The following is a 13,930-nucleotide window of genomic DNA, read 5'->3' on the forward strand; positions in this document are numbered from 1 at the left end:
CGGTTTATGCAGGCGTTCATTCTAGCGCCGACGGCCAGTGATGCGCACCCAGCCATCGCGATTGGCGATCGGGTCCAGATCGAAGTCCTGAGCGTAGGCTTTGGCGACTTCTTCACCTTGCTCGGCGAGGATGCCTGACAGCGCCAGACGACCGCCCGGCTTGACCAGGCTGGACAATTGCGGCGCCAGGGAAACCAGCGGTCCGGCAAGAATGTTGGCCACCAGCACGTCGGCCTGAACCTGCGGCAAGTCTTCTGGCAGGTACAGTGGGAAGAGCTCTTCGGCAATATTGTTGCGCCCAGCGTTATCGCGGGACGCTTCCAGGGCCTGCACGTCGATATCGGTACCGACGGCTTCCTTGGCGCCCAGCAGCAGGGCAGCGATGGCCAGAATCCCTGAACCGCAACCGAAGTCCAGCACGTTGCAGTCTTTCAGGTCCTGACCGTCGAGCCATTCCAGGCACAGCGCGGTAGTCGGGTGAGTGCCGGTGCCGAACGCCAGGCCCGGATCCAGCAGCAGGTTGACGGCGTCAGGCTCGGGTGCGGCGTGCCAGCTTGGAACGATCCACAGGCGCTGGCCGAAACGCATCGGCTGGAAACCGTCCATCCAGCTACGTTCCCAGTCCTGGTCTTCGATGACTTCGCTGTGATGCTCGGGCAGCGGACTGCCGGTCAGCAACTCAAGGTGGGCCAGTACGGTGGCGGCTTCGGTGCCACCTTCGAACAGGGCCAGCAGGTGCGTGTGCGACCACAGCGGGGTGGTGTTGAGTTCCGGCTCGAAGATCGGCTGATCTTCGGCGTCCATGAACGTCACCGACACGGCGCCCACTTCAAGGAAAGCGTCTTCGTAGGTTTCGGCTTGTTCTGGGCTGATGGCGAGACGGACTTGCAGCCAAGGCATGGCGGGCACCTTTGAAAAATATTGATTGCAGCCTAGCGGGCTGCGAGAAGCGCGCAAGTTTACGCGAGCGCGGGGCTTTTGTGGGAGCGGCCTTGCTCGCGTGCACATTATGAAACCTTCAGAAACAACAAAGCCGCCCGAAGGCGGCTTTGTTGATTGGGTCGAAGCTTAGTGCTTTTCGCCAGCCAGCTTGTGTTCCAGGTAGTGGATGTTGATTCCACCTTTGCAGAAGCCTTCATCACGGACCAGGTCGCGGTGCAGCGGGATGTTGGTCTTGATCCCGTCAACCACGATTTCGTCCAGCGCATTGCGCATGCGCGCCAGGGCTTCGTCACGGGTTGCGCCGTAGGTGATCAGCTTGCCGATCAACGAATCGTAGTTCGGCGGAACGGCATAGCCACTGTACAGGTGGGAATCGACGCGAACGCCGTTGCCGCCTGGTGCGTGGAAATGCTTGACCGTGCCTGGGCTCGGCATGAAGGTTTTCGGGTCTTCGGCGTTGATCCGGCATTCCAGCGCGTGACCGCGGATGACCACGTCTTCCTGGGTGTACGACAGCTTGTTGCCAGCGGCGATGCTGAGCATCTCCTTGACGATGTCGATGCCGGTGACCATTTCCGAAACCGGGTGCTCAACCTGAACGCGGGTGTTCATTTCGATGAAATAGAACGCGCCGTTCTCGTACAGGAACTCGAAAGTACCCGCGCCACGGTAGTTGATGTCGATACAAGCCTTGACGCAGCGTGCGAGGACTTCAGCCCGTGCCTTCTCGTCGATGCCCGGTGCCGGTGCCTCTTCGAGAACCTTCTGGTGACGACGTTGCAGCGAGCAATCGCGGTCGCCCAGATGGATGGCGTGGCCCTGGCCGTCGGAAAGTACCTGAACTTCCACGTGACGTGGGTTGGTCAGGAATTTTTCCAGATAGACCATCGGGTTGCCGAACGCCGCGCCGGCTTCGGAGCGGGTCAGTTTCGCCGAGGAGATCAGGTCTTCTTCTTTATGCACAACGCGCATGCCGCGACCACCACCGCCGCCAGCGGCTTTGATGATCACCGGGTAACCGACTTCGCGACCGATGCGCAGAGCGGTTTCTTCGTCTTCAGGCAATGGGCCGTCGGAACCCGGAACGGTTGGAACGCCCGCAGCGATCATGGCGTGCTTGGCCGATACCTTGTCGCCCATCAGGCGAATGGTGTCGGCTTTCGGGCCAATGAAGGCGAAGCCGGAGTTCTCGACCTGTTCAGCGAAATCAGCGTTTTCCGCAAGGAAACCGTAGCCTGGGTGAATGGCGGTAGCGCCGGTCACTTCAGCCGCGGCGATGATTGCCGGGATGTGCAGATAAGAGTGCGCGGCCGAGGCCGGGCCGATGCAGACGGATTCGTCTGCCAGACCCAGGTGCATCAGCTCTTTGTCGGCCTTGGAGTAAACGGCGACAGTCTTGATGCCCATCTCTTTGCAGGCACGCAGAATCCGCAGGGCGATCTCACCGCGGTTGGCGATCAGAACTTTTTCCAACTTCGCAGTCATCAAAGTTTCTCCGCGGTTCAAACGATGGTGAACAGCGGTTGGTCGTACTCAACCGGCTGGCCGTCTTCGACGAGGATGGATTCGATCACACCGCTGGATTCAGCTTCGATGTGGTTCATCATCTTCATGGCTTCGACGATGCACAGGGTGTCGCCTTTCTTCACGGTCTGGCCGACTTCAACGAAGGACGGCGAGGATGGCGAAGACTTGCGATAGAAGGTACCGACCATAGGCGAACGGGCAACGTTGCCGTTCAGAACTGGCGCGGCCGGAGCAGCAGGTGCGGCGGCAGCAACCGGGGCAGCAGCAACAGGCGCAGGCGCCGGAGCATGCATTGGAGCCGGTGCGTAGTACTGCTGAGCCGGGGTCTTGCTGTGACGGCTGATGCGTACGGACTCTTCGCCTTCCTTGATCTCGAGCTCGTCGATGCCGGACTCTTCCAGCAGTTCGATCAGTTTCTTAACTTTACGGATATCCATGAATCATCAACTCCCAAGGGTCGGTCAGGGGCGTTACGCTTGTTGTTCAAGCCGTTGCCTGTCTTTCAAGCAGCTCTAGTGCAGCCTCCAGGGCCAGTCGATAACCGCTGGCGCCAAGGCCGCAGATCACTCCCACCGCTACATCGGAGAAGTAAGAGTGATGGCGGAAAGGTTCGCGTTTGTGCACGTTAGACAAATGCACTTCGATGAATGGGATGCTCACCGCCAGCAGCGCGTCACGTAAAGCGACACTTGTGTGCGTAAAAGCTGCTGGGTTGATCAGAATGAAGTCCACACCTTCGCTGCGGGCAGCGTGGATGCGGTCGATCAATTCGTACTCGGCGTTGCTTTGCAGGTGCAGCAAATGGTGGCCGGCTTCACGGGCACGGCGTTCCAGGTCCTGGTTGATCTGCGCCAGTGTCGTAGCGCCGTAGGTGCCCGGCTCACGGGTGCCGAGCATGTTCAGGTTGGGTCCGTGCAGAACCAGTAGCGTCGCCATCTGCTGTTCCTTGTTATCTGTGTGCAATTGTCAGAACCCGGCGACTATGCCGCAAAGCCTTTGTGACTGTCCAGTTCTATGCAATAGCCAGCACGATGGCCGATGTTTGCGCGAAATATGTGACCGGGTTATTAAATCCGGTCATTTGCTTTCGCAACACGTTCGGCGAAGTCGGTGGCGTTGATCTCGCCGATCACTCGCACATCGGCGTGTTCGACGCCGTCCTTGCCGAAAAACATCAGCGCTGGCGGGCCGAACAGTTTGTAGCGGTCGAGCAGGGCGCGTTGCTCGGCGTTGCTGGCGGTGATATCGAAGCGGATCAGTCGATAGCCTTTGAGGCGTTCGACGACCTTGGCGTCGTTGAGCACCTTATGTTCGATGACTTTGCAACTGATGCACCAGTCGGCGTACCAGTCGAGCAGCAGCGGGGTGCCCGATGATTTGGCTTCGGCGAGGACGCGGTCCAGGTCTGCCGGGGTGCTGACGGTTTGCCAGGCGCTGGTATTTTGCGGTTGCTCGTTGCCGGCAACCGTGCGCGGCTGGCCAATCGGATTGAGCGGGTCGGTCTGGCCGCTGAACGCTCCGTACCAACACGCCAGCGCGTAAAACAGCAGGAACATCCCAAGCAATTGGGCCAGGCGTTTTCTCGGCGGTTTGTAGACGAACTCCAGCGCACCCATGAACAAGCCAGCGCCACCGGCCAACAAGCCGATCAGCAGCAGCGTGATCTGGCCCGGCAGTACTCGACTGAGCAGACCGATCGCCAACCCCAGCAACAAAACGCCAATCGCGTTTTTCACATAGATCAGCCAAGGGCCGCTTTTCGGCAGCCAGGCGGCGCCACCGGTGGCGACCAGCAACAGCGGTGCACCCATGCCAAGGCCGAGCATGAACAGTTTCAGACCACCGCCCAATGCATCGCCGCTGGCGCTGATGTACAGCAGCGCGCCGGCCAGCGGTGCCGAGACGCAGGGCGAAACCAGCAGGCTGGAAACCACGCCTAGCACAGCGGCGCCCCACAACGAACCGCCTTCGGTGCGGCCGGCGATCCGATCCAGCCGACTGCTGATGGCGTGAGGCAACTTGAGTTCGAAGACGCCAAACATCGCCAAGGCAAACAGCGCAAAAAACATCGCGAACGGCACCAGCACCCACGCCGATTGCAGCCGCGCCTGAAGATTGAGTTGTGCGCCGAACATCCCCATCAATGCCCCGAGCAGGGCGAAGCAGGCGGCCATTGGCAGCACATAAGCGAGGGACAGATTGAAGCCGCGCAAACCACCCACCTGCCCACGCAACACCACGCCGGACAGGATCGGCAGCATCGGCAGCACACACGGCGTGAACGTCAGACCCAGGCCGGCGAGGAAGAACAGCGCCAGCTCGCGCCAGCTCCAGGCCGGGGGCGCGCCAGCGCTGCCATCAATACTCAGGCGCTCTGTTTCGGGTGGATAACACAAGCCTTTGTCGGCGCAACCCTGATACGTAACCACCAGGGTGAAGGCGCGTTGATCGGTGCGCGGCAGCTCTACATCGAGAATCCCGTGGTAGACCTCGACATCGCCGAAATACTCATCATGCTTCTGCTCGCCCTTGGGCATTTGCGCGGCGCCCAGGCCTGCATCGGCCGGGTCGGCGCGAAACTGAAAGCGATGGCGATAGAGGTAGTAGCCCTCGGTGGCGATGAAACGCAGTTTGATTGATTGCGGTGTGCTTTCGACCAGGCTCAGCTGAAAAGCTTCGCGCACCGGCAGAAAGTCGGCGCTGTTGTTGATCGAGCCCAGCGTCGAACTGGGTCGACTGTCCAGCAAGCCGGCGGCGGTGGCCGGCAGGGTGAGCACTAAAAACAACAGGCAGAGCAAACGGCGCATGACAATCTCGCGTATCGAAAGTGAGGGCATGATAGCGGACGGCAGCGTGGTGTGCAGGGCGGTGGGTTTTGCGGTGGTTGTTCTGGCGTCATCGCGGGCAAGCCCGCTCCCACAGGGTTATGCGCTGTTCTTGTGGGAGCGAGCTTGCTCGCGATGGCGGTCTGTCAGACGCGGAAGGCCTGAACGGCTGTATGCAGTCGTCCACCCAGCACCAACAAATTCTCCCCTTGCACGCGTCCCTCACCAATGCGCAGCAAGTTATCCCCACCCAATTGGTGAATCCGCTCACTGTGATCGCGGATTTCGCTGACGGCGCCGCTCTGCTGGGCGGTGACATCGGCGATGCGCACGGCGGTGTCGGAAATGGTCTGGATCGCACCGACGATTTTATCCAGCGCACCGTCGGCGGCCTGGGCCTGATTGGCGGTGGCTTCGGCGTGTTCGACTTGGGCGCGCATGCCTTCCACCGATTGTCGCGCGGCGGTTTGCAAGCCGGCGATCAGTGTCTGGATCTCTGCTGTGGCGCCAGCGGTGCGTTGTGCCAGTGAACGAACTTCTTCGGCCACCACCGCAAACCCTCGACCCATTTCCCCGGCCCGGGCCGCTTCGATGGCGGCGTTCAGGGCCAGCAGGTTGGTCTGGTCGGCAATCGAGCGGATCACCGTCAGTACGCCGCCGATGGTCGCCGACTCTTCGGCCAGGTGTTCGATCATCTGCGCGTTGCCTTGCACTTCACCGACCAGCGCATGCAGCCCGGTGAGGCTCAAGCCGATGACTTTCTGGCCATGCTCCACCGCCAATCCGGCATGGCGGCTGGCGTCGGCCGCCTGGCTGGCATCGCCGGCAACCTGTTGAATGGTTGCTTCCAGTTCACCGAGAGAATCACGGATCAGCGCCGTGTCGCCGGCCTGATGTTCGGCGCCGCTGTGCAGGTCATTGCTCAACTCGGCCAGGGTTCGGCTGCTACCGGCGACCTGTTCGGCGTTGAGGCGAATGGTCCCGACCAGGTCGACCAGATAGGCACGCAAGCGATTGAGCGAGGCTTGAATGTCATGCAGTTCGCGATTGGTTGCGCCCAGTTCAATGTCCCGACTGAAGTCGCCCTCGGCCCAGGTCGAAAGGGCCGGCGCGAGGTTGGTCAGCGTCCGGGCCAGTTTCCGTTGCAAGGTGTCGATCAGCAAAGCAATCAGCAGAATCAGGCCAATCATCACCCCTTGCATCAGCCGCACTTCGCCCTGGATTTGTCCGTGCTGGGCGCGAACCACCGGTTCCAGTCCGGCAATGGCCTGCTGCACGGCGGCGATTTTCAGGTGAGTGGCGGCGCTGAGGTCGGTGCGTTTCTGGATCTGGTCACGTGTGCGCGCCAGTTCGGCCGGGTAGCGAGTGAGGAGGCTGTTCAATTCACGCTTGAGGCCGACGCCAGCATCCTCGGCAACGGCCTTTTCGGTGTTCTCCAGACCCATCATCGCCGCGAAATCATCCGTGCCCGATTCACTTTTGCTCGTCACACCCAGCAGCGGCAACGTTTCCAGAAGCTCAGCCTGGGTGCGGATGTTGCTGACTTCGCGCTCGACATCGGCAGCCAATTCACTGCGCCCGCTGCTGACCAGTTTGTCCCGGGCCAGAGACAACTTGCCCAAGTGCTGGGAGGCAGCGAGCAGCGGCGTCAGATACGCCGCGTTAGCGCTGGCGTATTGGCTGAGCTGATCGAGGCTGGCACCGAGTTCGCGTTCGGCTTGCAGCAGCAGCGCTTGCGGATCACCGGCCAGTTTGCCGGCCGCCAGCAGGTCGGTTTTGCTGAATTCTTCGAGGTTCGACAGGCTCGGGCGCAAGGTGTCAGCCAATGCTGGCGGCAACTCACCGAGTTCCTTTTGCACGCCGTCGATGGCCTGGCTGGCGCTGCTCAAGCGCAGGGCATCGCCGCTGGCGAGGTAGTCCTCGATGTTGCGCGCGACTTCATTTTGAAATTGCTGGGACAAACCCAGGTAACGCTCCATCAATAGATAGGGGCGCTCAAGAGCCTTTTGCGACCACCACAGTGTGGCGCCAAGGGCCACGCACACGGCGACTAAAAGGAGGGTATTGAGATTGGTCAGCAGCTTCAGGCGCATCGCGGGTCTACCAGCGGCAGAATGGTAAGCGCCTGAATTTATTGCGTTTGTGTTACAGGGTTATGACCGAATCGGTCGATTCCGATGAAAAGGTGGCACTTTGCTTTGACGTCCGCGCGGCCTGCACGCGGTTGCGTCCCGCGTCCTTCGCGCGGTACAGCGCTTCGTCTGCCTGGCTGGCCATCATTACGCTGTCGGTGTTGTCACACAGTTCCACCACCCCGGCGCTGAACGTGCACCAGAGGTCCTGCGGTTGAGCCGGGTAGTGAATCTCGGCAAAACGTCGACGGATTTCGTCGAGCACTTTGTGGGCCGATTCGAGATCGGTGTCCGGCATGACGATGGCGAATTCTTCACCGCCGTAACGGCCGATGAAATCGGTCTTGCGCAAGCGTTGCTTGAGAAACAGCGCCAGGCTCTTGATCACCCGATCGCCCATGGGGTGGCCGTGGCTGTCGTTGACCCGTTTGAAGTGGTCGATGTCGAGCATGGCAAAGCTCAGCGGCTTGTTCTCGCGACGGGCGCGGAACGAACAGTCTTCGAGCAATTGCAGAATGTGCGTGTGGTTGTACAAGCCGGTCAGGCTGTCGCGGACCATCCGCGCTTTCAGATTGCGTGCCCGTGCCGCGCGGTTGCGCACGGTGGTGATCAGGTGTCGGGGCTTGATCGGTTTGGTCAGGAAGTCGTCGCCGCCCTCGCTCATGGCGTCGAGCTGCTTGTCCAGATCGTCTTCGGCCGACAGGTAAATGATCGGCACGCTGACATAACGGTCGTTATGACGGATCACCTTGGCCAGTTCAGTACCGGTGCAGGCCGGCATGTACATGTCGAGGATGATCAGGTCTGGCTGGAAATCCGCGAGCTCGGCCATGGCCTGGATCGGCTCGATCAAAGTCCGCGTGACGATCCCGGCGCTATTGAGCAGGCGCTCGGTGTGCAGGGCCTGGGCGCGGGAGTCGTCGATGATCAGCACTTTATAAGGTTCGTACTGGGCGACGCAGGTCAGGACTTCGATTTTCTCCAGCAGGCTCGAGGCTTCGAGGGTGCCGGTCAGGAATTCCTGGCCACCGGCACGCACGGCGGCGAGACGGGTCGGGGTGTCGGTTTCGTGCAGGCTAAAGAACAACAGCGGCAATTGATGATCGAGGCCTTCCTGGGCTTCGGCGGCCAGTTTCAGGCCGATGCCGGTGCCACTGAAATCCACGTCCATGACGATCGCCGCAGGCAAGCGCTCGATCATCGAAGAGCGGAAAGCCGCAACGCTGTCGAGGGCTTGCGCGCTGAGCCCGAAAAATTCCAGTTGCTTGGCCAGACGCTCGGCGCGGTCGTAATCTTGCAGCATCACGTAAATAGGCTTGCGTAGCGGCGGCAGGAAGGTTTGTTCGAGTTGGTCGCCGTGGCGCAGGCCGGTGCGCGACAGGCGCTGCATCAAACGATTGAGATCAGTGATCAGTCCGCTGCTCAGGCGTCCGCGATTGGCGTCGACAGCCTCCAGCGACTGACCGATGTGGCGTGCCAGCTGCGTGTGTTCAGGTTGTTCGAAACGCTCGGCGAAACGCAGCAGGCGCAGATTGGCCTCGCTCAGTTCCGATAAGTCGGTGGTGGACCACTCGCTGCGTTGCAGGCGCTGCCATATCTCAAGAATTTGACGTGCCTGATGAATTACCCGCTGGGCAAAGTAGTGCTTGAGGCGCTCACGGCTGGGGTCTTCTGGCTCGGTCATATCCTGACTACTAGTTAGGGTGCATGCTGAGATCGACTGGTGGCTCTATGCTAGCACCTCTTTTCCATCGTATGAGTGTCGTACGTCAATTAACTGCAAAGCGACCTGATTCAGTTGCTGACCGACTGGTCGCATAGGATCGAAGCTGTGCTTCATTTATAGTGGCCGTCGATCGTGGTCATTGTGCGGGTAGTGTTTGCGCAGGATTTAATGCGCGGCAAACGAGGCACGATGAGATAGGGTTGTGGTCGAACCGATGAACTCAAGTGATTGAAAGGATATCGCCATGCTGGACTGGAAGAACCGCGCGGGCAGCGCGCCTGAACGTGCCGCTGAACCGAAATCGGCCACCCGCAGTTACTTGGGTGGCCTGTTGTTCAGCCGGGCGCTGGCCACTCTGATTGCCATTTACTTGCTGGTGGCTATTGCGCTGGGCTGGTACTGGAGCCAGGAACCTGCGCTGTTCCCGGTTCAGCAGAATGCGCAGATGGCCGCCGAGAAAGAAGGCAAGCAAATGGTCATCGGCTACACCACGGTCGAAACCCTCAAGACCGTCGCCGGTACATTGCTGAGCAAACCGGGTGGCTACATTTCCAACGACCGTTTTCCGCCGGGCCTGTGGATGGATAACACGCCGAGCTGGGAATATGGCGTGTTGGTCCAGGTCCGCGACCTGAGTCGTGCCATGCGTAAAGACTTCGCCCGTTCGCAGTCGCAGTCCACCGAAGATGCTGACCTGGCCAAGGCCGAGCCGCGCTTCAACTTCGACAACAAGAGCTGGGTGCTGCCGTCCAGTGAGTCTGAATACCAGGAAGGCATCAACTCCCTGAGCCGTTATCAGGCGCGCCTGTCCGACCCGAGTCAGAAAAGTGCGCTGTTCTATGCCCGCGCCGACAACCTGAACAACTGGCTGGGCGATGTCGGCACCCGTTTGGGTTCGCTGTCGCAACGGCTATCGGCCAGCGTTGGCCGGGTCAAGCTCAACACCGCGCTGAAAACCGAAGTCCTGGCCCCAGGGCAGGTGCCACAGGTTGACGAAGAAATAGTCGAAACCCCGTGGATGCAGATCGACAACGTGTTCTACGAAGCTCGCGGTCAGGCGTGGGCCTTGTCCCATCTGCTGCGCGCCATCGAAGTCGATTTCGCCGATGTGCTGGCCAAGAAGAACGCCACGGTCAGCGTGCGCCAGATCATTCGTGAACTGGAAGCCTCGCAGGAGCCGGTCTGGAGTCCTATGATCCTTAATGGCAGCGGCTTCGGGGTGCTGGCCAACCATTCGCTGGTCATGGCCAACTACATCTCCCGGGCCAACGCCGCAGTGATCGATTTGCGTCAATTGCTCAATCAGGGCTAAGTCATGGTCGATAGCGCCAGAGAGGTCGCGCACCGCGCGGCCTCGGATGCCGAACAGATCGCCTGGGTCGACGAGCAGGACAACCTGCTCGGCGCCCTGGTCCGCTCCGACCTGCGTGAACGCGGGCTGATCGGGCGCGGCACTTACATCATGCTGTTCAATTCCGCCGGTGAACTCTGCGTGCATCGACGCACACTGAGCAAAGCCATTTATCCCGGTTTCTGGGATGTGGCGGCGGGGGGCATGGTGCTCGCTACCGAAACCTACGCCGAATCGGCTGCCCGCGAGCTGGAAGAAGAGCTGGGCGTGAGCGGTGTGGAACTGACTGCCCATGATCACTTTTTCTTCGAAGACACTGGCAATCGGCTCTGGTGTTCGGCGTTTTCGGCGGTGTGGGACGGCCCGTTGATCCTGCAACCCGAAGAAGTTCTTGAGGCGCGCTTCATCCCCGTCGATCAGGTCCTGCTGGAAATCCAGCAAAAGCCATATTGCCCGGACTCTCTGGCCGCATTGAAGCGCTATCTCCGCGCCCGTGGGTCGGACGTCGCAAAAGAGGCATAAATTGGCGCCGATTGGCTCTTAGCAAGTCGGCTTTTTGCCGTTACACTGCGCGACCTTTTCAAGCTGAACCAGCATTGCCTGGCTCAGTAGCGCTGCCCCTGCCTGAGTGGGGCTTCGCGGTCGATAGCCTTGCCCAAGTGCTGCGACCAGTCTTTGTCCTCCCAAGAGGATTGCCGGTGGCCAAAAAAGCCGCATCCTTCGCCGCCCTAGGTGGCCTGGTATTTTCCACCGACGCAGGTCGTCATTGCCCGGATTGCAGTCAACCGGTGGATGCCTGCATCTGCAAACAGACCGTTATCCCGGCCGGCGACGGCATCGCTCGCGTGCGTCGCGAAAGCAAGGGCCGTGGCGGCAAGACGGTGACCACCATCACCGGCGTGCCGTTGGCCGAAGACGCACTCAAGGACCTGGCGACCACGTTGAAGAAACGTTGCGGGACCGGTGGTGCGTTGAAAGACGGAATCATTGAAATCCAGGGTGATCATGTCGAGCTACTCTTGGCCGAGCTGATCAAACAGGGTTTCAAAGCGAAGAAGTCCGGCGGCTAGCAGCCTCTGTGAAAACCACCCTCGGCTTGATCCAGCCCTGATCCGATTCAGGTTTGGCGTCGTCTACATGGTTTTCACAGAGCCTGTTCTGACCGGTTTCTAAACTCACTGCGGTCAGCGAGGTCTATCCCCTCGTTGACGAACCGTCATTTTCATTCTTTAGACTGCGCCGGCCTGAACCCAGGCGACGCTCTATGACTTCTTTATAGGGGACTTCAATGTCCGTACGACGCACACGCAAAGACGATGGCAGCCAATGGACAGTTGCGGACAGCCGCAGTGTTTACGGGATTCGCCATTGGGGGGCCGGGTACTTCGCGATCAATGACGCCGGTCGCGTCGAAGTTCGTCCGAACGGTCCGACCAGTTCGCCTATCGACCTCTTCGAGCAAGTCGACCAGCTGCGTAAAAGCGGCCTGTCCTTGCCGTTGCTGGTGCGTTTCCCTGACATTCTGCAAGACCGCGTGCGTCAGCTGACCGGCGCCTTCGACGCCAACATCGAGCGCCTGGAATACCAGAGCAAGTACACCGCGCTGTACCCGATCAAGGTGAACCAGCAAGAAGCGGTGATCGAGAACATCATCGCGACCCAAGACGTGTCCATCGGTCTTGAAGCCGGCTCCAAGCCTGAGCTGCTGGCCGTACTGGCCCTGGCACCGAAGGGCGGCACCATCGTCTGCAACGGTTACAAGGATCGCGAATTCATCCGTCTGGCGCTGATGGGCCAGAAGCTCGGCCACAACGTGTTCATCGTGATCGAGAAAGAATCCGAAGTCGCGCTGGTGATCGAAGAAGCCGCCTCGCTCAAGGTCAAACCACAGGTTGGTCTGCGCGTGCGTCTGTCGTCCCTGGCGTCCAGCAAGTGGGCTGATACCGGTGGCGAGAAATCCAAGTTCGGTCTGTCGGCAGCGCAACTGCTTTCGGTGGTCGAGCGTTTCCGCGCGGCTGGCCTGGATCAGGGCATTCGCCTGTTGCACTTCCACATGGGCTCGCAGATCGCCAACCTGGCGGACTACCAGCACGGCTTCAAGGAAGCGATTCGTTACTACGGCGAGCTGCGCAACCTCGGCCTGCCGGTGGATCACATCGACGTCGGCGGCGGTTTGGGCGTGGACTACGACGGTACTCACTCGCGTAACGCCAGCTCGATCAACTACGACATGGACGATTACGCCGGTGTCGTGGTCGGGATGCTCAAGGAGTTCTGCGACGCGCAGAACCTGCCGCACCCGAACATCTTCTCCGAAAGCGGCCGTTCCCTGACCGCTCACCACGCGATGCTGGTGGTGCAAGTGACCGACGTCGAGAAGCACAACGACGACGTGCCGCAGATCGACAACAAGGAAGAACTGCCGGAAACCGTGCAGTGGCTGGTTGACCTGCTGGGCCCGACCGACATCGAGATGGTCACCGAAACCTACTGGCGCGCCACGCACTACATGAGCGATGTTGCGACCCAGTACGCCGATGGCAAGTTGACCCTGGCCGAGAAAGCCCTGGCCGAGCAATGCTACTTCGCGGTGTGCCGTCGCCTGCACAACTCGTTGAAGGCTCGTCAGCGTTCGCACCGTCAGGTGCTCGACGAACTCAACGACAAGCTGGCCGACAAGTACATCTGCAACTTCTCGGTATTCCAGAGCCTGCCGGACACCTGGGCCATCGGCCAGGTTCTGCCGATCCTGCCGCTGCACCGTCTCGACGAAGAGCCGCTGCGCCGTGCCGTGCTGCAAGATCTGACTTGCGACTCCGACGGCAAGATCAAGCAATACGTCGACGAGCAGAGCATCGAAACCAGCCTGCCGGTTCACGGTTTGAACGACGGTGAAGACTACCTGCTGGGTATCTTCCTGGTCGGCGCCTACCAGGAAATCCTCGGCGACATGCACAACCTGTTCGGTGACACCGACTCGGTGAACATCTATCAGAACGCTGACGGCAGCGTGTACCACGCGGGTATCGAAACCCACGACACCATCGAAGACATGCTGCGTTACGTGCACTTGTCGCCGGAAGAGTTGATGACCCACTACCGCGACAAATGCGCCAGTGCCCGCATCACCGCCGCCGAGCGTACCCAGTTCCTCGACGCGCTGCGTCTGGGTCTGACCCGTTCCTCTTACCTGTCTTCTTGAGGTAAGGCACCGCTTCCATCAGGTTGTCTGAAAATGTTCCGCACGTAGCGGAAATTTCAGATGACTTGGTGGGATGCCTCTCTGATTTCAAGCGAAATGACTTACATTCTTGGCCATCCAAGCGATGTGGTCTTCTTTTCGCGTAGGTCATTTCCTAAGTTGTACTTCGGCACTCTACTCGGCCAACTCTCTCGGAGAGAATCCCCGGCCGCCCCTCCTGTAGAG

General features: G+C 60.1%; 10 protein-coding genes and 1 pseudogene. 4 read left to right on the forward strand and 7 right to left on the reverse strand.

All coding sequences use genetic code 11. The features are described from left to right. Positions 1-21: 21 nt before the first annotated feature. From prmA to gcbA, 7 genes and pseudogenes are all read right to left on the reverse strand, one after another. Positions 22-900, reverse strand: coding sequence for a 50S ribosomal protein L11 methyltransferase (prmA, locus tag ACMXYI_RS09985; protein WP_415773093.1), 879 nt, complete (start codon positions 898-900; stop codon positions 22-24). Between the two features lie 168 nt (positions 901-1,068). Next, on the reverse strand, positions 1,069-2,427 hold the full coding sequence (gene accC / locus ACMXYI_RS09990) for an acetyl-CoA carboxylase biotin carboxylase subunit (protein WP_111449189.1): 1,359 nt from the start codon (positions 2,425-2,427) through the stop codon (positions 1,069-1,071). Positions 2,428-2,444: 17 nt separating this feature from the next. Then, a complete protein-coding gene (gene accB / locus ACMXYI_RS09995; protein WP_008153753.1) occupies positions 2,445-2,906 on the reverse strand; it encodes an acetyl-CoA carboxylase biotin carboxyl carrier protein in 462 nt (153 codons plus the stop codon). A 46-nt stretch (positions 2,907-2,952) separates the two neighbouring features. Further along, positions 2,953-3,405 carry a type II 3-dehydroquinate dehydratase gene (aroQ, locus tag ACMXYI_RS10000; RefSeq protein ID WP_129438831.1) on the reverse strand — a complete coding sequence of 151 codons (453 nt, stop codon included), beginning with the start codon at positions 3,403-3,405 and terminating at the stop codon, positions 2,953-2,955. 131 nt (positions 3,406-3,536) lie between these two features. Further along, positions 3,537-5,276: a protein-disulfide reductase DsbD gene (locus ACMXYI_RS10005; protein ID WP_415773094.1), complete on the reverse strand. Its 1,740-nt coding sequence runs from the start codon at positions 5,274-5,276 to the stop codon at positions 3,537-3,539. A 164-nt stretch (positions 5,277-5,440) separates the two neighbouring features. Further along, positions 5,441-5,947: pseudogene (locus tag ACMXYI_RS10010) on the reverse strand (methyl-accepting chemotaxis protein); the annotation flags it as partial. A 1,492-nt stretch (positions 5,948-7,439) separates the two neighbouring features. Next, positions 7,440-9,110 carry a diguanylate cyclase GcbA gene (gene gcbA / locus ACMXYI_RS10015; RefSeq protein WP_415773095.1) on the reverse strand — a complete coding sequence of 557 codons (1,671 nt, stop codon included), beginning with the start codon at positions 9,108-9,110 and terminating at the stop codon, positions 7,440-7,442. Between the two features lie 286 nt (positions 9,111-9,396). Here gcbA and ACMXYI_RS10020 point away from each other — a divergent pair, with 286 nt between their 5' ends. The 4 genes from ACMXYI_RS10020 to speA all read left to right on the forward strand — a co-directional run bounded on the left by ACMXYI_RS10020 (position 9,397) and on the right by speA (position 13,705). Next, on the forward strand, positions 9,397-10,464 hold the full coding sequence (locus ACMXYI_RS10020; protein WP_415773096.1) for a DUF2333 family protein: 1,068 nt from the start codon (positions 9,397-9,399) through the stop codon (positions 10,462-10,464). 3 nt (positions 10,465-10,467) lie between these two features. Next, the gene (locus ACMXYI_RS10025; RefSeq protein WP_008153742.1) at positions 10,468-11,025 is read left to right on the forward strand and encodes an NUDIX hydrolase; all 558 of its coding nucleotides are present in this window, start codon (positions 10,468-10,470) and stop codon (positions 11,023-11,025) included. Between the two features lie 176 nt (positions 11,026-11,201). Beyond that, a complete protein-coding gene (locus tag ACMXYI_RS10030; RefSeq protein ID WP_415773097.1) occupies positions 11,202-11,573 on the forward strand; it encodes a translation initiation factor Sui1 in 372 nt (123 codons plus the stop codon). A gap of 218 nt (positions 11,574-11,791) precedes the next feature. Continuing rightward, positions 11,792-13,705, forward strand: coding sequence for an arginine decarboxylase (gene speA, locus ACMXYI_RS10035; protein WP_415773098.1), 1,914 nt, complete (start codon positions 11,792-11,794; stop codon positions 13,703-13,705). The last annotated feature ends 225 nt before the right edge of the window (positions 13,706-13,930 follow it).

It is taken from the genome of Pseudomonas lyxosi (genome assembly GCF_047758685.1).
GTDB classification, from domain to species: Bacteria; Pseudomonadota; Gammaproteobacteria; order Pseudomonadales; family Pseudomonadaceae; genus Aquipseudomonas; species Aquipseudomonas lyxosi.

Bases quoted from the DNA above. Each gene is read 5' to 3' on its own strand.
- ACMXYI_RS10005 (WP_415773094.1), bottom strand. From the start codon at position 5,276: ATGCGCCGTTTGCTCTGCCTGTTGTTTTTAGTGCTCACCCTGCCGGCC.
- ACMXYI_RS10025 (WP_008153742.1), top strand. From the start codon at position 10,468: ATGGTCGATAGCGCCAGAGAGGTCGCGCACCGCGCGGCCTCGGATGCC.
- accC (WP_111449189.1), bottom strand. From the start codon at position 2,427: ATGACTGCGAAGTTGGAAAAAGTTCTGATCGCCAACCGCGGTGAGATC.
- ACMXYI_RS10020 (WP_415773096.1), top strand. From the start codon at position 9,397: ATGCTGGACTGGAAGAACCGCGCGGGCAGCGCGCCTGAACGTGCCGCT.
- gcbA (WP_415773095.1), bottom strand. From the start codon at position 9,110: ATGACCGAGCCAGAAGACCCCAGCCGTGAGCGCCTCAAGCACTACTTT.
- prmA (WP_415773093.1), bottom strand. From the start codon at position 900: ATGCCTTGGCTGCAAGTCCGTCTCGCCATCAGCCCAGAACAAGCCGAA.
- speA (WP_415773098.1), top strand. From the start codon at position 11,792: ATGTCCGTACGACGCACACGCAAAGACGATGGCAGCCAATGGACAGTT.
- aroQ (WP_129438831.1), bottom strand. From the start codon at position 3,405: ATGGCGACGCTACTGGTTCTGCACGGACCCAACCTGAACATGCTCGGC.
- accB (WP_008153753.1), bottom strand. From the start codon at position 2,906: ATGGATATCCGTAAAGTTAAGAAACTGATCGAACTGCTGGAAGAGTCC.